This window comes from Roseimaritima multifibrata, assembly GCF_007741495.1.
In the GTDB taxonomy this organism is placed as follows: Bacteria; Planctomycetota; Planctomycetia; order Pirellulales; family Pirellulaceae; genus Roseimaritima; species Roseimaritima multifibrata.
This window is the reverse complement of record NZ_CP036262.1, coordinates 3,309,701-3,333,171: the sequence shown is the minus strand read 5'-3', so window position 1 is coordinate 3,333,171 and position 23,471 is coordinate 3,309,701. Positions and strand designations below refer to the sequence as shown.

Here is a 23,471-nt window from a genome sequence, read left to right as displayed (position 1 = left end):
TCTTAAAAAACATTTGCTAGCAGCGGCACGAAAATTCCTTTCTTTAATAAGAGAAATCGTGCTAATTTGGTTCAATTGCAACGGTCGTGCCGATTCCGACAAGCAGAGCGAATCCGCATCGAAACGCCAAATTCCTGGCAAATGTCAGGCTCCAGGGCCCAAAAAGGCATTCCGCGGCATGACAGACGATGTCACCCTCGCTCGCGGGGGCAACAACCCCGGCAAACTATGTCAATATTTCGTACGGGTTTCCGCAGAAAATCTGCCGGGAGGTAATTTGCAGACCTAGGGTTAGATCGGGCAGCCGCAATATAACTTGTATTGAAACCTCTCCATCGAAAAAAAGATTGCAACGTTGCAATGGACTTCCGATGGAGCGTCATGAAGTTTTGTAATTCCTTTGTACGAGTTGCTGCCCTATTGCGCCTCAACAATGACATTGAAATGACAACGGCCTTCGTAAACCTGACTGAATTCCATGACTACGTGTCACGGGATGAATCCAAGGCCGGGCGCGCACCTGTTTCGATCGACGCTGGCTTGGACCATGCGGGCCCAAGCCAATCGAACTCGGGCCAATCGAACTCGGGCCAGTCGAACTCGGGCCAATCGAACTCGGGCCAGTCGAACTCGGATCATGAGAGCTTCGGTCCGATCAAAAGTCTTCTTGTCGAAAGTCGCTCCTCGGGCGTCCATTACTGGGCCGAGTGGTTGGAATCGCGAGACGTTTCAGCGGATACGTTTCGCCACATTCGCAACGAGTGGCGTCACAACGCAGAACAACAGCCGCAGGGCAGTCTGAAGCAACGTCGATTCTGGGACAATGACGGACGGGTGTCGCGGATTCTTGACGCCCCCAGCGGGGAATCCCTGAACAGCCGGATGTTCAAGACCTGCTTTCAGCTTGACCATGCCCTACAAATTGCCATTTCGCTTTCCCGTTGCCTGGAATCATGGCACCAGCGATCTCGCATCCACGGTTGGCTGAGTAGCGGAACCGTCTTTTTCGATACTGATTTTAATATTGAAATCCGCGAAAGACCGATCAGCGGAGGGGATCTGAAATTTTCCCATGACGTCTCTCTGGATGAACTGGGATTTGTATCGCCTGAGGCGAGCGGATTGATTTCGCGCCCGCTGACGGCAGCTTCCGATTTCTATTCGTTGGGAGCTTTGTTGTATGGGATGGTTGCCGGGCGTCCGTTTATCGAAGCCGAAAACGCAAGCGACTACTTTGAAAAGCAACTGTGCATCGAACCGGCTCGTCTGCGAGAGCTAGGCATTCGGGTCCCCGCAGCATTGGATGATTTAGTTGCGAGGCTGCTCCGACGCGATCCCCGCAACCGATACGAATCCGGTGCCGCACTAACGCATGACCTGGAACAGATCCTCCTCTTTCATCGCGACCCCACGGTTTTTGGATCGTTTGCGATCGGTACTCAAGACGTTCGCCAGGAGTTGGCTGAGACGCCGTTGATCGGTTTCGATGCAGAACTTGAACAGGTGCGGACCGGGCTTGAGACGGCTCAGAACGGCGAAGGGATCGTCACCGTGATCACTGGCGTCGATGTCAATCAACGTCGACTATTCCTCGATGAGGTCAGTCTGGACGCAAAGGCAGGCGGCTTCAACGTCTTTCGCGGTAGTGTTTCGAAAACGTCAACACTAAAACCGTTGCAGTCGCTTGAACCGGTTCTTGAGAAAATCACCAGCCTTTGCCTCAATGACCCCGAACTTGCTAAAAAGGTTTCCGCCAAAACACAGTTGCATGCTCCAATCCTCAGCGAATGGCTGCCGGAGCTATCGGCATTTTGGCCTGAAGCGGAATGGACCATTGGAATTGAAGCCCATGGAAGTCAACGCGCCGCGAATGCATTGACCGCACTCCTCGAAGTGATCGCGGGTGCAACCGGTGGAATCGCGCTTCTTTTCGATGAACTGGACAGCTCCGATGATTTCACTCGGACAGTGATCCGAGCGGTTATGGATTTTGCCGCCGAAGAACAGCACAATCCGTTCTACTGCGCGGTAACGGCCGACGTTACCTACACGCTGCGGCCCTATTCCGAAACCAACTGCATTCAGCTGGCTCCCCTTTCGGAGGCCGAGGTCGAGAAATGTCTGCAGTCCTCTGCCGGGAAAATGGATCCGACGATTACTCAGTCGATCACCCGAGTAGCCGATGGGGATCCTGCAATGGCAATCGCCGTCCTGAACCGATTGATCCGTCAGAAGGTTGTCACCAGTTCGAATTCCGGTTGGATTGCACAAACTCCCCTTCACGAAGCATTGCGCAGCGACGATTCCCTTGCAGAACTTCTCCATGAACAAGTGGTTGGCTTAACGCCGGATCATCGCCGCTTGCTGGCAATCGCCGCGGTGTTGGGTGAGCAATTCAACGTCGAACTGCTTGCCGCGATCTCCGAACAGAGTCTTGCCGATACGATCAACATGACAAACGACGCCTTAAATCGTCGTTTGCTGTGGCGTGATCCGCGCCCAGGTTGGTTCTGTTTCGCTGCAAATCAAATTCATCACCAGATGCAGCACTACCTGCGCGACGATGAACAACAATACATCCACCTCGGTGCCGTCCGTTTTCTCCTGAAACACGATCCGACCAACTACTTTGATCTGGCCCATCATTATGATGCCGCCGGAAAGGGTCTGAAGGCGTTTGAAACCGCGATGCAGGCCGCCAACATTGCGCGTCAGCGTTACTCGCTATCGGTCGCGTATGACCAGTTTCGCATCGCGTTAAAATGGGTCGAGCGTTACGCACCTTTAGCGGAGTTCATCGTTTGTGAACGGTTGGGGCATGTTTGTTTACTTGCGGGCAAGTACGAGGAGGCTTCCGAATACCTGTTCAAGGCTCTCGAAATCGCCCATGACCGACACGATCAGGCCAGGGTTCAACAAAAGATCGGCGAAGTGGCTTTTAAGCGTGGTCGGTTTGCAGATGCCGCAACGCACTATGAGTTGGCTTTGACGGCGATCGGGGTTCAAGTTCCCAAGACCTTCGCAGCGATGCTTGGCAGTCTGGTTGTGCAAACGGTTGTGCAAACTTGCCATAGCCTTCTCCCCGCCCATTGGGTTGTGCGCAACAAGGAACTTTCAGAAGTTGATCAACTTCGTTTGCAGCTCCTCAGCCGGCTCTCCCACGTCTATTGGTTCAGCCGCCACAAATTGTGGACGCTAAGCAATCACCTGCGATCAATGAACGACGCCGAGCGTTTTCCGCCTTCGTTAACCTTGGCACTTGTCTATAGCGAGCACGGCCCTGCGATGAGTCTGGTGCGGTGGTTTACGCGAGCAAACCATTACCTGGACCGTTCGCTGGAGATCCGAACAGAAAAGGAGGATATGTGGGGCCAAGGGCAAAGCCTTGACTATAAAGGCGTTGTCAAATTAGCCGAAGGTGATTACGAAGCGACGATCACCGACTCCTCACGCGCCGTTGAACTGCTACGGCAAACTGGTGACGTGTGGGAAATGAACATGGCCAAATACCAAAAGGCCAATGCTCTCTACCGAACCGGTCGTCTGGACGAAGCGGTAACCACCGCGATCCAAGTCTACGAATCCGCCCGAAATGTCGGCGACCGCCAGTCGACTGGTATTATCCTGGACGTCTGGGCTCGAGCCTTGCCCGAGACCCTCCCGCTAGAGCGAATCACCGAAGAAGCGGCCCGTTACCGTCCGGACGCCCAAAGCCACGCACAGACACAACTTGGTTTCGCCCGTGTTCTGCTGCATCACAACCGGATCGACGACGCCATCAAAACGCTCAGGAATGCGATCGATTACTGCAACAACGCGGGGAGCTTAAACACCTACATCTTCCCTTGCTTTGTTTGGCTGGGAACCGCTTACCGGCTGCGGCTGGAAGCAACGAATCGCCGCGATGGTCGCCGCTACAAGAAAAATTTCAAGGCTGCCAACAAGGCGATTCGAAAAGCCGTCGCAATGGCTCGCAAGTTCCCCGGTGACCTTCCGCATGCTTTGCGCGAACTTGGAATCCTAAATGCCATCCAAGGCAAAACGCGAGCGGCACACGCCTGTTTTGCTAAAAGCCAAAAGGTCGCTTCGCGAATGGGGATGCCATGCGAAGAACTGGAAACGCTTGAAGCTTTCGATGAACTATATCATTTCGGCGACTCTTCCAAAAATGGTTTTCCGGAAACATTGGCGGGACGCCTGGAGCATCTAAGATCGCTCTATTCATCGAGTACAGAACCGTCGCCGCAAACCGCAACGCAGACCGCAAACTTATCGCTTGCGGATCGATTTTCGAACGTCCTCAAGTCGGGCCGACGTATCGCTCAGGCACTTTCGGCCGATCTGGTCTACGCCGAGGCTCGAGACGCCGCACGGCGGTTGCTTCGAGGACAACATGTCGACATCGTCAAAATCCAGGTCAGTGGCGATCAGATTACCACCGAAATCCTATCCGAAGACATCGATGATTCCGGAGCCCAGGCCCGGGTCACAAAATATAATCATTTGATCGAACAAGCACTCGCGACCCACCAGGCGGTCTGCACCGCTCCCGATCCGTCACCACTCCATGAGACGACGGGAAGCGCCATCGCGGCTCCCATTGCATTCCATGGGGATCCTGTCGCCATCATTTTGGTAACTCACTACGATTTGAAAGACCTCTACGGTTGCGACGAGCAGCGCATCGCAGATTTCGTGACAACGATCGCTGGTGCGGCATTAGAAAACGCGGATGGTTTCCTTCGCTTGAAGCAAATCAACGACACCTTGGAACAACGGGTCTTAGAACGAACTCAGGCCGCTGAAGATCGCGCTCGCCAACTGACGGTCAGCAACGAACAATTACTTGCTACCGAGGACAACCTAAAGCGAGCCATCGTTCAAGCGAACACCGCAAACGAAGCCAAAAGTCGATTCTTGGCGACCATCAGCCATGAAATTCGAACTCCGCTGAACGGTATTCTTGGAATGACGTGCCTAGCTTCGAAAGCGACCGAGGATTCACGTTTGATTGGCTACCTAAATTCAGTGGAACTGAGCGGCCAATCGTTGTTGACACTGATCAACGACCTGCTTGACTTCTCCAAATTGGAAGCGGGCAAGATGGAACTGGAACAGATCCCAACCGACCTATCCCAGGTCGCCGGGGAAGTCTGTCGCCTGTTAGCGGCGTCCGCTTGGCAGAAGAATCTGGAACTGGTCTGTGATCTCGATCCATTCCTCCCACGTACGGTCATCGGCGATCCCTCTCGCATTCGTCAGATTCTGATGAACCTGGTCGGCAATGCGATCAAATTTACGGAAACCGGACACATCTGTTTGGCGATTCGCACGGTTGAGGAAAGCAGTCGCAGTAGCACGATTCAGTTCACTGTCCAGGACAGCGGAATTGGCATCGCGCATGAGCATATCGATAAGGTCTTCGAATCTTTCTCCCAATCCGATAGCAGTATGACGCGGCGGTATGGCGGAACGGGTCTGGGATTGGCAATCTGCCGCGAATTGGCAGAGGGAATGGAAGGTACGATCGATGTCGAAAGTGAATTCGGCAACGGCAGTACGTTCACCGTTACCTTGGTGATGCCAACGGTGAACCAGGACCGACTGGTTGAACCGATCGCAATCTTTCCGCCTCCACAGATCATGATCATCGATCCCCTGCCGGCATCACAGCATGCCATCGCCAATGCGTTGAAACCGGTTCAGGCGAAAACGATGGCATGTTCACCAAATCCAGCGGATACGTCTCCCTCGACCATCGACACGATGTTGGAGAGTGAATTGGATTTGATTATCTGCAGTGGTGAAATTCCGGACCAAGTTTGGAATCACTGCAGTACAACTAAAACGCCGACCCTCTGGATACGTTCGGGAACGTCGACCGCGTCGGTTCCCGCCGTCCCATGGCTTACCGAGATTCGGTCACCTGCAATGTGTCCGGAAATCCTTGCCGCAGCGGCTGAGATGCTTCAATATCCTCGACGCCAGGTGTCCGACGACGACGCCCCGGTTCCGGCAATTGCCCCTAAAAACGAAACGATAATAGAACGATCGCCTGAACCGACGGAGACGTTCAACGAACCGGTGTCGACGGATCCTCCCTCACGCACTCGCAGTCCTCGAATTTTGGTCGCCGAGGACGGAGTAATCAATCGCGAGGTCATTTCCGGGATCCTCGAAATGCAGGCTTACGTCGCCGTCCTTGCGAAAGATGGAGTCGAAGCGGTCGAAATCGCTGACCAGGAAGAATTCGACATCTGCTTAATGGACGTCGACATGCCTCGCATGGACGGCATCGAAGCTACTAGAATGATACGGATGCGAGACATACCGACAGGCGCGCGGCGATTCCCGATCGTTGCAATGACGGCTCACAGCGATGATCAAATCTGGGCCAGTTGCAAAGAAGCGGGGATGGACGCGTATATCTCGAAACCGATTCAACCCGAAAAGCTCTTCGAAACGATCCAAGCACTATGCAACGAAACCGCCCCACCGATCACGACGCCCGTCTAACAGAATTTGCAACATCGAAGCGATCGGGATTCCTCCCGTTGTTAGTCCTGGGTCTGGCCGCTGGCCTGTCGCTCGGATTCGAATCCCCATCGGTCGCGTCCGACGCCCTCAAAAAAGACGCGATCAACGCGAAAGGGAGTCCGTCGCCCAAACCTTCCCCTCCCAAGGCCCGGGAAGTTGAGATCGTTTCCACGGTGGATCAATCGGTTCAACCGTCTAAATTCTACGCAACCACCAAATCAAAGCCGGCGCCACTGATCGTTGCCCTGCATAGCTGGTCGGGTGATTTTCGCCAGAAAACTCCGTTTGAAGAAATGGCGATCGCTGCGGACTGGAATTACGTCCATCCCAACTTCCGCGGTCCCAATCGCAGTTTCGACGCCTGCATGAGCGACAAAGCCCTTGCGGACATCGATGATGCGATTGACTACGCCCTGAAACACGGCAACGTGGACCGCGAAAACATTTTAGTTGTGGGAGGCTCGGGCGGCGGTTTGGCAACACTCGGTTTCTTTCTGCGTTCCAAACACGATTTGCAAGCTTGCCAAGCATGGGTGCCGATTTCGGACATCGAAGACTGGTATCACGAATCCCGCCGCCGAGGGTCTAAGTATGCCGATGATGTGATCGCAAGTACTTCCCCGTCTGGTACCAAAACAGCCGGATCGCTTAATACCGCCGAATGCAAAAAACGCTCCCCCATTCATTGGGATTTTCCGGCCGAAGCACCATCGGAGATTCGTATTTATGCGGGTCTGTTAGATGGCCGAACCGGTAGCGTTCCCATCTCGCATTCGATCCGTTTCTGGAACCGTTTGGTCGAACACTATGGTTCGCCCGAGGACGCGGTTTCCCCGGAAGAATTAGTCGATCTGCTATCGCTAAACGTTCCCGCCCAAACCGATACGGAAATGCTAGAGGATCGCCAAGTGGTTTTCTCGAAAACGGCAAAGTTCGGATCGTTGAAAATTTTTGACGGGGGACACGAAACGCTTCACAAAGCTTCTTTCCAACAACTGAAAGACTCGCTCTCCACCGAAGCCAAATAAAGTTAGCACGAACACGAATCGCTGTCTGCCGATTCGTAACGCAGACCAACCGCCCAATGCCAGCGACTTTGGCACGACGGGCGGTTTTCATAGCGGACCGACGCATCACGACCAGCGAATTTATTGTGTTTTCAGTCCGATTGCCGGACGGCTCGCAACCTGTCTATTTAATGGAAAAGCGGGGAAAGATTGTAGCCATTCGCTTCGCGAAAGTAGCTCCGCAAAAGGACGTTCGTTCGCGAGGAACCTGAAGGTTATAAGCGACGAAAGTCTGGCTTCCCTCGCCCCTCCGAGCCTACCGAAGAGTTCCGTTTCCGGCCTTGCGCCGGGGGCTGACCACTGGCAGCTACCCGGTTGCGCAATCGAAATGCGTTTCCCCTCATGCCTGGCGTCTTTGCGAAGGAGCCCGGAAAGTTCTCAAGCGTTGTTTACAGTGTCGATGCACGAGCGTTGCCGGAAGGATCTTGGTTCCTCGGCGCGGCCTTATCTGTCCGCATGAGCACACCTTGTGGTTGCAAACCGCACGCTCCCCCCAAGCGAAAAGCCTGCGTGACTCCGTTTACAGACACAAATCTCGGATCGTGAGTGTTCGGTATGCGGCGTGCAACGTGATTTGAAATACGAACAGGTTTCATTCCAAGTGAATGCGGAATGGCTGAGAATTTGGCTTAAGAATACGACTTCAATTCGTTTGCGATGCTCCGTCGGGGAAGCATGAAATCGGGGTCGTTCTTCAACGGGGAAAATATTGATGAACGTACGACTAACCGTCTCCCTATGGGTGCTTTCGGCCATGGGAGTTGTTTTACTGGGAAACGTTGGTTGCCAAAAGGAACAGTCTCCGGTCGCTGAAGAAGCTGCGGTCGAGGAAACCGCAACCGTCGCCATCATTGAAGGCGAAACACCTTCCGACGAACAGAAGGAAGCCATGCTTGCGGCAAAGGACGCGTTGTTTCAAACGCTCTCCGGCCGATTGACCGAAGCGATGGGCAACCAGGGGCCGGCCGGTGCGATTGAGGTATGCCAGAAAGAGGCTCCCCAAATGGCCGCAGATGTCAGTGAAAGCCACGCCCTTAAAATTGGTAGGACGGGCGTACGACTACGAAATCCGAATAATCAACCGCCAGCCTGGGCCAAAGCGATGACGGAGGCCAAGGTAGACACGCCGCAGTTTGTGTCGCTCACCAATGGTAATTCGGCTGCGTTGCTTCCGATCAAATTGAAGGCTGAATGTTTGATGTGCCATGGTCCGAAAGATCAGATGCCTCCAATGATCAGTAGCCAATTGGCCAAGCTCTATCCAAACGATCATGCAACCGATTTCAAAGAGGGCGAACTGCGTGGGTGGTTCTGGGTCGAGAAACCTGCCAGTTAATTCCAGCCGCCCATTCCTTCGCAGGCTGCGATCGAGTGGTCCGTTGCAAACGTTGAAGCCTCTTTCGCGTTTCCGGATTCCCCAACCGCAAAGCCAAAGCCAAACGATCCAAGAACCCCGTCGACTGTGACGCGAACATAATTAGGCGACGCACAAAAGAAATGCGTTGACAAAAGACAGTGCCCTACCCGACGGACCTGAAATGCACTTCAACGAAGTCGACGGATGGCCTGAGAAACCATTCCGTTCGGACCCTCCAGTTGAATGTGGTATCAAGTCATCCAATCGAGAGACGGAATTTTGAATAAGCTAGCCCTCAAAAAAAACTTCTTCGGACTCTCGAAGGTGATCGGCATGATCGCAGCGATGGGCGTCCTCATCGCCACAGTTGCTTGGCTGTCGGGAATGTTCGAGAAAAAGATCGAACCGGGCTGGCAGCCTCAAGCGGGCGGGAGGTTAGGCAACCAAACAACGGACACGGTTCATGAAGTCGACAAAGAAACGATTGAAGAAGCGATCGGGACTCTGAAGGCATCCAGCCGGACGATTGTCTCGGCCAAGCTGATGGCAACCATCGAAGAGATCACGGTCACCGCCGGCGATCAAGTGGAAAAGGGGCAAACGCTCATTCGTTTAAACGACCAGGAATACCAAAGCCGATTGGCTCAAGCAAAGCGAGCGTTGGAAGCCGCTACGGCGAATCGCGAGCAGGCAGAAAAGCAATTTGAGCGAGTGCAGTCACTGCAGGAACAGAACGCAGCATCGCGATCGGATTTCGACGACGCTAGCCGGGACCTTCAGGTGACCATCGCTGACGAAGCCCGTGCGATGCAAGCCGTCCGCGAGGCGGAAGTCATGCTTTCGTACGCGACCGTGACCGCAGCGAAAAGCGGCCGAATTGTCGACCGCACCGCCGAACCAGGCGACATCGCTCAACCCGGGCAGCCGATCCTAACGCTCTACGACGAAACCTCGCTGCGACTGGAGGCTCCGGTCATGGAACATCTGGCAGTGAAATTGCGGCCCGGCGACGAACTGGATGTGAAAGTGGACGCACTGAACCGAGTCTACCGCGCTACCGTTGACGAAATCGTTCCGCAGGCGGACGCACCAAGCCGATCCTTCTTAGTGAAAGCGAGCCTTCCAAAATCAGAGGACTTGTACGAAGGGATGTTCGGTCGATTGCTGATTCCTGCAGGAATTCGTCGCCACCTATGCCTGAACACCGACGCCGTGGTGCGTATCGGGCAATTGGAATTCGTGGACGTCGTGTTGCCTGACGGAATCGTTGAGCGGCGTATGATTAAAACCGGCAACCTGGGAATGCCAGGACGGCAAGAAGTTCTAAGCGGCGTCGACGTAGGGGAACGGGTGGTGCTGCATTCAGACGACAATCGTGGCTCGTCTGAAGGAGACGTCGACAATGAGTGATCCGCAAGCCCTATCGGACGATTCCCCGCTTCTGACTCGTATTGTGGAAGTCTTCCTCCGCGGCGACGTGGCGATCATGTTGATCGTGATTTCGCTGATGTTGGGGGCCGCCTCGCTATACCTGACGCCTCGTGAAGAGGAACCCCAAATCGTTGTGCCGATGGCCGATGTGATGGTTTCGGCTCCAGGGCTTTCGGCGTTCGAAGTCGAACGCAAGGTCACCGATCGCATCGAAAAACTGCTGTACCAGATCGACGGGGTTGAATACGTCTATTCGATGTCACGCCCTGGGTCGTGCACCGTCACCGTACGGTTCTACGTCGGCGAAGATCGTGAAGATTCGCTGGTAAAGCTATACAACAAAATCAATTCATCCATCGACATGATTCCGCCATCGGTCCAGTCGTGGGTCGTTAAACCGATCGAAGTTGATGACGTGCCGATCGTAATCGCCACTCTCTGGTCCGAGCAACCCGAACGCTACGGTGACCATGAACTGCGCCGGATTGCCGAAGAACTGCAACACGAATTGCAGTCGATTTCGAACACAAATCGCGTCGAAGTAATCGGGGGACGACCTCGACGCATCAACGTTGAACTGGACACTCAACGTATGGCAGCTCATCAACTCTCGCCTTTGCAGGTTGCCGAAGCGATGCGGGCCAGCAATGTCACGCATCGCAACGGCCAGTTTGAGCAACAAAATCAATCGTTCCATGTGGAAACCGGAACGTTTTTCCGCAATGCCAACGAACTGAATGAAATGGTCGTCGGCGTCAACGGAAGCCGCCCGGTCTACTTGAAGAACGTGGCGACGGTGATCGACGGGCCAGCCGAAGCGGAGAGTTACAGTTGGGTCGGATTTGGGCCCGGCGACCAGTCTTTGGAATCGGCGACACGCCCATCCTCTGCCAAGTCGGACGTATTCCCTGCCGTCAATATCTCCGTTGCCAAACGCAAAGGCAGCAATGCGGTACGAGTCGCCAGCGCGGTCCACAAAAAAATGGAAAGCCTTGCCGAATCGCATCTCCCGACGGGAGTGAAATACCGCATCACCCGCGACTACGGCGAAACCGCAAATGACAAAGTCAACGAGCTGGTCGAAGGGTTGGCGGTTGCCGTCCTGACAGTGATCGGATTGATCGGACTGACAATGGGCTGGCGCCCAGCACTGGTGATCGCGCTCGCGATTCCGGTTTGCTACAGTTTGACTCTGTTCATCAATCTGATGGTCGGGTACTCGATCAACCGAGTCACGATGTTCGCTCTCATCCTCTCGCTGGGGCTGTTGGTTGATGATCCGATCACAGACGTCGAAAACATTGCCCGATACTTTGCAATGAAAATCTTGCCTCCGCGCGAATCTGTCTTGCGGGCCGTCCAGGAAGTTCGCCCGGCATTATTGCTGTCGACACTGGCGATCATCGCAAGCTTCCTTCCACTCGCGTTCATCACCGGCATGATGGGGCCCTACATGGGACCGATGGCGTTAAACGTCCCACTGACGGTAACGATCTCTACCCTGGTCGCCTTCGTGATCACACCATGGTTGTCCATGGTATCGCTGAAGAAACTGAACGACACGAAAGAGACCAGTGAATACGACATCACCAAGATGCCGCTGTACCGACTTTCGCGATTGGTTCTTTCGCCGATCTTGAAAGGACGCGGGATGGCTTACGGCGTGTTGCTGGCAATCGGCGTCATGCTGATCGCGGCGATGTTGTTGCCGGTGTTCCGCATGGTCCCGATCAAGATGCTGCCGTATGACAACAAAAACGAATTTCAGTTGGTCATCGACATGCCCGAAGGGACGACCCTCGAACGAACCGACGCGGTGGCCCGTCGCTTGGGCAACTACGTCGGTGGTTTGTCCGAGGTGAAGGACTATGAAGTCTTCGTGGGGCTCAGTTCGCCAATCGACTTCAACGGCCTCGTGCGGCATTACTTTCTTCGCCAAGGAAACAATATCGCTGACATCCGAGTCAATCTGGTTGACAAAGACCATCGTGTTCAGCAATCCCATGAATTGATTCTGCGGATTCGCGACGACATCGGCAAACTGGCCGATTCGATGAATGCAAACGTCAAGTTGGTGGAAGTCCCGCCGGGTCCTCCCGTGCTGTCGTCGATCGTGGCGGAAGTCTACGGTCCGCCCGAAAGTAACTACTCGCAACAAATCGCCCTTGCTAGGAACGTCAAAAAGCGTCTTGAGCTTGAACCTGGGTTGGTCGATTTGGACACGAGTGCCGAAGATGACCAAACACGGTTCGTGTTTGAAACCGACAAACCGAAGGCGGCACTGTCAGGGATCTCAACGCAAACGATTGCAGAAACCGTCGAGGCTGTGTTGAGCGGAAACAAGGCGACGGTCATGCACCTGCCCGGCGAAATCGAACCGCTGTGGGTGGAACTGAAACTACCACGCGAAAACCGTTCGGCACTCGACGAATTGGAAGAGATCTACATCCAAGGCAACGAAGGGCAAATCGTCCAGCTAGGGTCGCTAGGTAAATTCCGACAAACCATCGAAGACAAAACGATCTATCACAAAAACCTCCGCCGTGTGGTTTATGTGTACGCCGAAGTCGCGGGACGACCGCCAGCCGATGCGATCATGGATATCGAGCACGATCGCCAGCCGATGCCGCTGAGCACCGGTGGCACGACAAACATCACCGTAAACTCGGATCCGGCAGCAGTCGCCGACGGCGTCCAACCGATCCCGCTCGACGAACGATCTTGGTTGAAATTGGGCGGTGGTGTTCCTTGGTTTGTTCCAAGTGGATACTCGATTGTTTGGTCCGGCGAAGGTGAATGGGACATCACGTTGGACGTATTCCGCGACCTTGGACTCGCATTCGCAGCAGCGTTACTGGGAATATTTATAATCCTGATGTTTCAAACCGGATCGCGTCTTCTGCCATTGCTAATCATGACCGCGATACCGCTTTCCATGATCGGCATCTTGCCCGGTTTTTGGCTACTAAATGCCATCATGGACAAGCCCATTGGTGGTCATCCCAACCCCGTCTTCTTTACCGCCACTGCGATGATCGGGATGATCGCGCTAGCAGGCATCGTCGTCCGAAACTCTGTCGTGTTAATCGACTTCATTCACCTAGCCGAAGCCGAAGGACACGATCTTCGCGAATCGATCATCCGGAGCGTCGCCGTTCGCACACGGCCGATTCTGTTGACGGCAGGGACGACGCTGCTGGCAAACTGGGTCATCACGCTAGACCCCGTTTTCTCGGGACTCGCTTGGGCGATCATTTTCGGCATTCTCACATCGACCAGTTTTACGTTGATTGTCATCCCCGCAGCCTACTGGCTGCTCTACCAACCTCGGTCAACCGCGGTCGGCGACCATCCGTCCGACTAAGACGGATCGAACGCAGCGACCATCGCTGAGCGGCGGCTGGTTACGGCCCCGTTGCTCCAGCGAGCGTATCCACGCTCGCTAGAACGTCTCTTCAGGGTAAAGAATAGAATTTACTTGACGGTATACCGTTTCCCTGTATGGTATACCGAATGATGCATACAAATACTTCTACCCTTGCCGCTTCCGCTGTGGATCGTCTGCGGCAGGAAATTTTTGACGGCCAACTTCCTCCGGGAACTCGCCTTGCCGAAGCCGCCGAGGCAAAGCGTCTGGGGGTTAGCCGTGTGCCGGTGCGAGAGGCGTTTGCGGCATTGGAGCGAGACGGACTGCTCGAGTTTACCGAGACCGGACGGACGGTCGTCAAACAGCTGACCCCTCAAGATTTCGAAGAACTGTTTGCGATGCGACTATTGCTGGAACCGGCCGCAGCGCGATCGGCTTTTCCGCTTAGCCGAAAACAGCAGCAATTGCTCTCAGACAACATCTCGGCGACCCGAAAGGCGAATTCGCTGAATGAAGTTACCCGGTTAGATTTAGACTTTCACCAATTGATCGTGGAAGCATCCGGTAACACACGGCTTCTGAAATTGTGGCGTTCCCTCCGTACCGAACTGGAACTCTGGTTGGGCTATCTGCACCAGCAGCATCGTGACCGGGAATTGGACACACGCGTCGACACGGCTGGTTCACACGAAGGGATCCTGGATTGTTTCCAAAACCGCTCCGCCGCCGCCTGCGAAAAACTGACACGCGAACATATCCTCAGTTGGCGTGAATGGCTTCCGATGGCGGAGCTGGAGACATGAATGTTCGCCCCATCAGCAGACAACTTCTGCTAACATCGACCACTATCAAACGGTTACTAACGGAACTGAATCCAATCGCGTTCAGACGTCCCATTAGAAGTTCCACACGCACATCAAGTGCTTTAGCGATCGCATTTCGGTTGCCTCCAGAAACAGCTCCCCCCACGTCCCTCCCCTCCGCAACCGTCGAGCATCCATCGGGACCGCTCAGGAGCGCTGCAGTATGACTCAGCCCCCCCCGAATCATCGCGAAACCGGTGTGGCAATCGCCCCTCCACAAAGTGCCGAGCGTCCTATCGCAGCTGTCGTTCCATTTTGTTCGAAAGCATGGAAAAGGCGTTTAACGTTTCAACGCTGGAGGACTCTACCGCCGGACCGGAGGATTCGTGTGTTGGGTTGCCCCCTTATCGCGATGGCCCTTTTCCTGGTCAGCACCGCAAATGGCGCGGAGGGACAATTCGAACAGACGATCCAGCCTATCCTGCGTCAGTACTGTGTTGAATGTCACTCGACGGAACGGAAAGAGGGCGAGTTGGATTTAGAACCGTTTGCGAAATCGCAAACGGATGAAGTCCATCCCAAAATTTGGGAGCAGGTTCTGGCTCAGGTTACCGATGGCGAAATGCCTCCGAAAGATGAACCGCAACTGCCAGATCCGCTGAAGTTGAAACTAACAACGGTGCTGCAGGAAAAATTAAATCAATTGGCACTCGCCAGTGCTGGCGATCCCGGTGAAGTCGTACTGCGGCGGCTTTCGAATAGGGAGTACACCTACACGTTGCGTGATCTAACGGGCATCGCATCGCTTGATCCGGCGAAGCAATTTCCCGCCGATGGAGCTGCCGGCGAGGGGTTCACAAACACGGGGGCGGCTTTGGTGATGTCTCCCTCCTTTTTGACAAAATACCTAGACGCGGCGCAAAAGGTTTCCGATCACGTGGTACTTCTGCCAAGCGGGATGCGGTTTTCGCCGTCCACCTCGCGGCGTGATTGGACGAACGAATCGCTGGCCCGAATCCGCGATTTCTATCGCCGGTTTACCGTGACCATTGACGAAGAAACAAACGTCGGGGGAACGGGCGTCGTGCACAACGGCGGCGGGCGCATTCCGTTGGAAAAATGCCTTGCGGCACTCTTCCAGCACCGCGATGCTGTTGCCGACGGAACCATGACCATCGACTCAGTCGCCCGCGACGACAACTTAAACGCCAAGTATCTCGGGCTCCTATGGGAAATGCTCGATGACCAACAGCCGTCGTTGCTTTTTGACAGCTTGCGTGCGAAGTGGCGAAACGGAAAACTGACCGTCGCGGATATCGAACCGTGGCAGCACTCTCTATGGCGATTCACAAACATCGGCCATCTGGGAAAAGCAGGTGGTCCGAAGGCATGGATGGAGCCCGTTACGCCGCTTGCGTCGCAACAGGAGTTCCGTATGAAGCTGGCAGCGCCTGCCGACGGTGGGGACATCGTGATCTATTTATCGGCTGACGATGCGGGCGACGGCAATCAGCATGACTTTGCCTTGTGGGAAAACGGGCGCATTGTTTCCGCCGGAAAGCCTGATGTGCCTCTAAAGGATTTGCGTGGCCTAGTCCATCAGCTGACGATACGGCGAAAAGCCATCGCTTCGACGGTGCCTCAATGCCTGGCGGCCGCACATGAGGCCCAGCTGTCACAAGAACCTGTCGATATTGCGTCCCTTGCGAAAAAGCATGGCGTCGATCGTGAACTCCTTTCGAATTGGCTTAGCTATCTTGGCGTCAACGCAACGGGCGAGGCGAAAATCGGGACACTCCTCACCGGAAAAACGGAAAGCCTAGCCAGCTACGACTTCATCAAAGGTTGGAGTGGCGAACAGGCCTATAGCGTGCTCGCAAATTCATCCGATGCGACGGTCCAAATTCCTGGCACAATGAAGCCACACAGCATTGCCACCCACCCCTCGCCGACTCTCTCATCGGTGATTGCCTGGCGTTGTCCGGAAGCGGGAAACGTCACGATCAGCGGAAGCGTTCAGGATGCGCACACCGCCTGCGGCAATGGAGTGACTTGGGAACTTGAAGTTCGGAAAGGGAACCGACGGGATTCGCTTGCCGGTGGTGTTACATCAGGCAACGAAGTCAGCAGTGTGGGACGTTTCGAAAACGTGAACGTGCAGGCTGGCGACCTGGTCACACTGGTGATTGGTCCGGGCCAGGGAAGCCACGTCTGCGATCTTACGGCGATCGAATTGACAATCCAGAGTGCGGAGAAAGAATGGGATTTGGCCAAAGACGTCGTCCCCGACATTTTGGCAGGCAATCCACACGCCGACCGATTTGGCAATCGCGAAGTCTGGCATTTCTTTGGTGAACCGGAAACGGACGCCGTTACGGCGAACCTTCCCAGTCAGTCGCTATTGGATCGGTGGCGTCGCAGTGAAGATACCGAAGAACGCTCGCGTCTCGCTGCTGAAGTGCAGAACCTCCTTCAGCGGGAATTCGAAACGCTTCCAGCCGACTCGCCCGATCGAACAGCCCATCAACAACTGCTGTCGTTCACGGGGCCGCTGCTGGCATCAGCATTCCGTTTGCCCATCGACATGCAAGACAACACATCCGATTCCCCATACGGTATCGATCCAGCCCTTTTTGGCAAACATCCCAGCGACGGTGACGTCGCTGCGAAAAGTCTGTGCGTGCAGGCTCCGTCACGATTGGAAATCCGCCTTCCCGCGTCCCTAGTCGACGGCGCAGAGTTCGTTGTGGAAGGACGTCTGCATCCGACCAGCGGTGGCGAAGCGAGCGTTCAGGTCCAGGTAACCAACACGGAACCGGCCATCACGCCGCTGCGTCCCAGTTCGAGCAACTCCGAGGAACTGAATGGGGCATGGACATCCAGCTTGCCGTCGATGGCGTTCGCTGCTCCCGTGTTAGTGCACGATGGAAGCGAGGCCCGCCAGCGATTCGAAGCGGCATTTCAAGATTTCCGTCAGCTGTTTCCCGCCGCCGTCTGTTACACGACCATCGTCCCCGTCGACGAAGTGGTGACCCTAACGTTGTTTCACCGCGAAGACAGCCTGCTGTCGCAATTGATGCTGGATGATCAACAACACGCAACGCTGGATCGTTTGTGGGCGGAATTGCATTTTGTCAGTCAAGACGCACTCACATTGGTCGACGCATTCGAACAGATCTGGGAGTATTCGACCCAGGACGGTCCCGATGCCCCGCACGGAGACAAACGTCTGGAGCCGCTGCGGGAACCGATCATGCGAGGCGCCGAGCAGTTTCGAAAACAGCTTGTGGAAGTCCAACCGGTCCAGGTTCAGGCCGTGATCGATTTTGCGTCGAAGGCTTGGCGACGTACGCTGACCGAACCGGAAACGAAGGCCCTGCACGAACTTTATCAAACACTGCGAACGAAAGACGTCGACCACGAGGATGCGGTCCGGCTGCTTTTGTCGCGGGTGCTGACGTCGCCTGCATTTCTATATCGTGGCGAGGCGGCCGGAGCGGGTTCGACTTCCGCGCCGGTCAGCGACTGGGAACTGGCGACGCGGCTGAGCTATTTCCTGTGGTCTTCGGCTCCCGACGAAGAACTACGCGCCGTCGCCGCATCCGGAAAACTACATTCCGACGACGTACTGATCACACAGACCCGTCGCATGTTGAAGGACGCCAAAATTCGACGACTGGCGACCGAGTTCGGATGCCAATGGCTGCACATTCGCGATCTGGAAACCTTGGATGAAAAGAGCGAGCGGCATTTCCCCACGTTCGTCGATGTGCGTGACGAGATGCAAGAAGAAACGGTTCGTTTCCTGATGGATCTATTCCAGGAAGATCGGTCGATTTTGTCGTTGCTAGATGCCGACCATACCTTCATGAACGCCGCCCTTGCCAAACACTATGGCATCGACCTTCCGGGCAAAGAATTACCGGTCGACGACTGGCAGCGAGTCGACGGCATGCGAGCTCACGGTCGCGGAGGCATGCTTGGATTTGCCGCGACGCTTGCGAAGCAGAGTGGTGCATCACGCACCAGCCCGATCTTGCGAGGCAACTGGATCAGCGAAGTCCTTTTGGGCGAGAGACTTCCACGACCGCCCAAAGACGTGCCAATCCTGCCGGACGAAGCTCCCGAAGGTCTGACGGAACGTCAAATGATCGCACGTCACAGCAGTGACCCCAGTTGTGCTCGCTGTCACGATCGTATCGACCACTTTGGGTTCGCCTTGGAGGGGTTTGATGCGATTGGCAGATCACGCAGCAAAGATGCCGCCGGACTTCCGATCGACACCCTGGCAAAAATGCCAGGTGGAGGCGAGCTAAATGGTATGGATGGGCTCCGAACGTACCTCCTGGAGCAACGTCAAGACGACTTCCTCCGCCAATTCTGCCGCAAACTACTCGGCTATTCTCTGGGACGAAGCGTGCAGCTGTCAGACAAACCACTGCTGGACGACCTAATCGAGCAACTCAAATCGAACGACTATCGCATCAGCACCGCGATTGAACAAATCGTCCGAAGTCCCCAGTTCCGCAAAATCCGCGGACAACAATTTGAACCAACCCTCACCATTTCATCAAATCCCCAATAACAACCAACATGAACCAACATCATTTCTCGCGACGCTTCTTTCTACGTGGTGTGGGCGTCAGCATGGCGTTGCCGTGGTTGGAATCGTTCAATGTTTGGGGCGACCAACCGCGATCGAACGCATCGGCTAGCGAAGCGCCGGTTCGTTTGGCCGTGCTGTTCTCGGGGAACGGTTTTCATTCGCAACATTGGTGGGCGAAGGGTGAAGGCCGCGAGATGGAACTTGGCAAGGCGCTTGCGCCGCTGAGCGATTTTCGCGAGAAGCTGTTATTCGTTCGTGGCCTTTATCATGAAGAAGCGAGGAAGGGAAATATCCACAGCTCGCAGACCGGGAACATCCTGTCCGGTGCGCCGATCGCATCGGGCGGCGAGATTCGATCGGGAACAAGCTTCGATCAATTGTTGGCGCAAAGCTACGGGCGATCGACAAAGGTGCCAAGCTTGGTGTTGGGCTGCGAACATTCCAACCCGTCGGTCCACAAGAACTACTCAATGCTGTATAGCTCGCACATTTCGTGGAATTCAGCCACCACGCCGACGCCGCTCGAGCTTTATCCTGCACTCGCATTCGACCGCCTGTTCAAAGACGAGGTCGCCGCCGCAGACAAGAGCGTACTGGACGCGGTGCTGGCGGACGCACAGGACCTACGACGCCGCATCAGTATCGGCGACCAACGCAAACTGGATGAGTATCTTGATTCCGTCCGCGAAGTAGAAACCCGCATCGAAAACGCTGGAATACGAGGCGACATTCAGGGGTGGCGTCCGACTCTCGACAAACCGAACATGGGCCGCCCCGCAGACGGCATCCCGCAGGACATCGCCGAACACATGCGACTGATGAGCGACATCCTGGTGCTCGGATTCCAGACCGACACCACGCGGATCACGACGCTGAAACTGAATAACGATCACAGCGCCCTGAGGTTCCCGAATCTAAAGAGCGTCGAACAACCTCAGCACGGGATCGATTACATGATCCATCACCTGTTGTCACATTCCGACGGCGAGGACTGGCTGAAAGTCAATCAGTTCTTCATGGAGCAGGTGGCATACATCGCTGGACGATTGGACTCCATTCAAGAGGGTGAGCGAACGCTCCTGGACAATACGATGCTGATGCACTGTTCCAGCATGATGGCCGGCGCGAAACACGATAACGACCAGCTGCCAGTGATCCTGTTAGGCGGAGCCGGCGGCCGCATCCAGGGAGGCCGCGTCCTGGATTACAAGGAAAAACCAGAACGACAATTGTGCAGGCTATTCCTTTCGATGATGGATAAAATGGACGTCCATCCAAAGACGTTCGGCGACGCGAAAACCATGCTCGAGGAGGTCTAAATCAGGCTTATGATCGAAAGACTCTGTTTACTTTTGACAGCCTTCCTGCTGGTCACTGCGCCCACCGATGCAGCGGACGACGACGCGTTCTTCGAATCGAACGTGCGGCCGCTGCTAATCAAACATTGTTACGAGTGCCATAGCGGCACAAAGACCATGGGGGGCCTTTCGCTGGACACTCGCGCGGGCTGGCAGAAGGGAGGCGAATCGGGACCAGCGATTGTGCCGGGGAAGCCGGGCGACAGCCTGCTGGTCGAGGCAGTGAACTACGGTTCGCTGGAAATGCCGCCGCCCGACAAGGGAGGCAAGCTTACGGATGACGAAATTGATCTCCTTACCAAATGGGTCGCCATGGGCGCGCACGATCCGCGCGTCGCTGCTCCGAAATTGGGCGGCATGAAATTGACAGACGCCAAAAGTTGGTGGGCCTTCCAACCCTTGCCGACAGCTGAGGAATTGCCGACCCCTGCGAAAATCGATGCGTTCATCCTGCGTGAACTTAAAGCACACGATATGGAACCCGAATCGATCGCCGACAAGCGAACGCTGATTCGACGGACAACGTACGACCTGACGGGCCTGCCGCCGACTCCCGCGGAAGTCGACGCCTTTATCGCAGATCAATCACTGAATGCGTTCACGAATGTTGTCGAACGTCTTCTAGCGTCTCCGCAGTACGGCGTGCAATGGGGCCGTCATTGGCTGGATGTGGTTCGCTATGCCGATACGGCGGGCGAGAACACCGACCGGCCGCTGCCCCACGCATGGCGTTATCGAAACTGGGTGTTCGCCGCCTTCAACCGTGACATGCCTTACGACGACTTCGTTCGCTGGCAACTGGCCGGCGACATTCTATGTGCCAACGGCGACCAGACGCAGCGAGGTGAGGGTATCATCGCCACCGGCTACCTCGCGATAGCGCGGCGTTTCGGCCACGACATCGATAAAGACATCCATCTCATGCACGAGGATGTGATCGACAACCTGGGCAAAAATTTTCTGGGGCTGACCACGGGATGTGCTCGCTGCCACGATCACAAGTACGATCCGATCACGGCGGCGGACTATTACGCGCTCTCCGGCATCTTCAGCAGCACTCGCTTCGCTTTCCCAGGCTGTGAACCGATAGGACAGCCTCGCGACCTGGTACCGCTGCTTCCTCAGGCGGGCGTGGATGCGTTGATGAAACCTTGGAATGCTCGCATCGCAGTCGCCGAAGCCGAGAAAGAACAGCGGATGGAATCGATCGCTGCCGAATCGAAAACCATCAGCGTCCTTGCAAAGGAGACGACGCACACGCTCTCATCGTCGCATATCAATGAAGGAGCGTCGGTCTCTTTCGCTGAGGGCGCGCGTCAATCGCTGCAGCACATCCACGTGCGAAAGGGGGAGATTCTTCAGCTGACCGTTTCGCCAAACGCAGGGCATGGCGGAGATTCCACGCTGGTGGAATGGACAATCACCGAAACCGCCGGAACCCAACGCAAATGGAGGGTCAGCGATTTCATTCAAATCCTAACGCAGGAAAATCCGCAGAACGGAAACGACGGCGGCAACTGGTGCTTCCTTGAAGTGACCGACGGCCCGAAGTTTCTTAACGAGAAGAGCGATTCGATCAACGGAAACCTCGCATTGAAAAAATGGAGTATCGGCAGCGAGCCTTCGGTGTTCGTCAACACGGCCGACCAACCGGTGATGGTCTGGACGGAGCTGGCCGCGGAGTCGTTCTTTGTCCATCCGGGGGCAAACCGCCCGGTCGCGGTCGCGTGGATTAGCCCGCTGGACGGCCAGGTCAGCATTGCGGGCCGGGTGGCAGACGTGCATCCCGCTGAACTGGATGGCGTCGCATTTCAGCTGGATCACATCGCTGCGCCCGACATCGGCCCAGCGCTCACCCGGATCGGAACGGCATCGATGGCCGGGGCTGGCGAAACCGAGCCTCCGCCGGTGATTCCCGTCGCTTATGCCGTGGTGGATTCGCCCCCGGCAAACGCACGTATTCAGCAGGGTGGTGATCCGGAAAAATTGGGCGACGAGGTGCCTCGCCGTTGGCTGTCCGTCTTCGGCGGCGATTCGGTTCCCGAGGGTGCTGGAAGCGGTCGGCGACAACTTGGTGATTGGATCGCAGATCATCCGATCGCTGCACGAGTGATGGTGAATCGCATCTGGCAGTGGCACTTCGGACATGGCCTCGTCCGTTCTCCCAACGACTTCGGGTCCCGCGGTGAGGCGCCCACCCATCCCGAGTTACTCGATTGGCTGGCGTCGCAGTTCGTTGCCAGTGGTTACAGTGTGAAAGCGATGCACCGACTGATTATCCACACGGCGGCCTATCAACGGCGTAGCGTTTCGCCAACGGCGACCGATCCTGACAACCGTCTGCTCGCTCACTTCAACCGTCGCCGACTGAACGCGGAAGAGATCCGTGATAGCCTGCTTGTGGCCTCCGGAGAACTGGATCCCACACCCGCCGAAGCGCACCCGTTTCCACCGGAATCGACGTGGACCTTTAGCCAGCACACTCCGTTCAACGCCGTCTATGACACCACCAAACGAAGTGCCTATCTGATGGTGCAGCGTCAGCGAAGGCATCCGTTTCTCGCTTTGTTTGACGGCGCCGATCCCAACGCCAGCACGCCCGAGCGGCAGATGACCACCGTTCCCACGCAGGCTCTGTATTTCCTAAACGACCCGTTTTTTCATAATTCCGCTGCCGCCCTGGCAACGCGTCTGAGGAAGCTGACCGACGACCACGCGCGAACGACAGAGGTTTACCGAACCTTATTTCAACGTCCGCCCTCCTCTGCCGAACAAGATCGCGTGGAAGCCTTTATCGCCAGCTACCCTGGTTCCCAGGACGAAAAATGGGCGGCCCAGACACGGGTGCTGCTGGCAAGCAATGAATTCCTACACCTGGACTAACCACATCAGCAGCGACTGCGTCCCCAAACGGTTCGATTTCCAATCGGACAATCATTGTTCAA

The 23,471-nt window shown here is 55.5% G+C and carries 10 protein-coding genes and 1 pseudogene; all 11 read left to right on the top strand.

Annotation, left to right across the window (positions count from 1 at the left end):
• Nucleotides 1-58: 58 nt before the first annotated feature.
• A complete protein-coding gene (locus FF011L_RS12070; RefSeq protein WP_145351907.1) occupies nucleotides 59-289 on the top strand; it encodes a DNA-3-methyladenine glycosylase in 231 nt (76 codons plus the stop codon).
• A gap of 71 nt (nucleotides 290-360) precedes the next feature.
• Nucleotides 361-2,979 (top strand): annotated as a pseudogene (locus FF011L_RS27230) (tetratricopeptide repeat protein); the annotation flags it as partial.
• 1,716 nt (nucleotides 2,980-4,695) lie between these two features.
• Nucleotides 4,696-6,516, top strand: a complete 1,821-nt coding sequence (locus FF011L_RS27225) for an ATP-binding protein (protein ID WP_391560935.1) — start codon at nucleotides 4,696-4,698, stop codon at nucleotides 6,514-6,516.
• Complete coding sequence (locus FF011L_RS12060; protein WP_145351905.1) at nucleotides 6,477-7,565, top strand: alpha/beta hydrolase family protein; 1,089 nt, start codon at nucleotides 6,477-6,479, stop codon at nucleotides 7,563-7,565. The genes FF011L_RS27225 and FF011L_RS12060 overlap by 40 nt, the downstream gene beginning before the upstream one ends.
• Nucleotides 7,566-8,316: 751 nt before the next feature.
• Nucleotides 8,317-8,940, top strand: coding sequence for a c-type heme family protein (locus tag FF011L_RS12055; protein WP_145351904.1), 624 nt, complete (start codon nucleotides 8,317-8,319; stop codon nucleotides 8,938-8,940).
• A gap of 264 nt (nucleotides 8,941-9,204) precedes the next feature.
• Nucleotides 9,205-10,371, top strand: a complete 1,167-nt coding sequence (locus FF011L_RS12050; RefSeq protein WP_145351903.1) for an efflux RND transporter periplasmic adaptor subunit — start codon at nucleotides 9,205-9,207, stop codon at nucleotides 10,369-10,371.
• A complete protein-coding gene (locus FF011L_RS12045; protein WP_145351902.1) occupies nucleotides 10,364-13,756 on the top strand; it encodes an efflux RND transporter permease subunit in 3,393 nt (1,130 codons plus the stop codon). The genes FF011L_RS12050 and FF011L_RS12045 overlap by 8 nt, the downstream gene beginning before the upstream one ends.
• Before the next feature lie 149 nt (nucleotides 13,757-13,905).
• On the top strand, nucleotides 13,906-14,562 hold the full coding sequence (locus FF011L_RS12040) for a GntR family transcriptional regulator (protein WP_218933161.1): 657 nt from the start codon (nucleotides 13,906-13,908) through the stop codon (nucleotides 14,560-14,562).
• 391 nt (nucleotides 14,563-14,953) lie between these two features.
• Complete coding sequence (locus FF011L_RS12035) at nucleotides 14,954-19,147, top strand: DUF1592 domain-containing protein (RefSeq protein ID WP_218933160.1); 4,194 nt, start codon at nucleotides 14,954-14,956, stop codon at nucleotides 19,145-19,147.
• Between the two features lie 8 nt (nucleotides 19,148-19,155).
• Complete coding sequence (locus FF011L_RS12030; protein ID WP_145351899.1) at nucleotides 19,156-20,487, top strand: DUF1552 domain-containing protein; 1,332 nt, start codon at nucleotides 19,156-19,158, stop codon at nucleotides 20,485-20,487.
• 9 nt (nucleotides 20,488-20,496) lie between these two features.
• On the top strand, nucleotides 20,497-23,409 hold the full coding sequence (locus FF011L_RS12025; RefSeq protein ID WP_145351898.1) for a PSD1 and planctomycete cytochrome C domain-containing protein: 2,913 nt from the start codon (nucleotides 20,497-20,499) through the stop codon (nucleotides 23,407-23,409).
• Nucleotides 23,410-23,471: the final 62 nt, after the last annotated feature.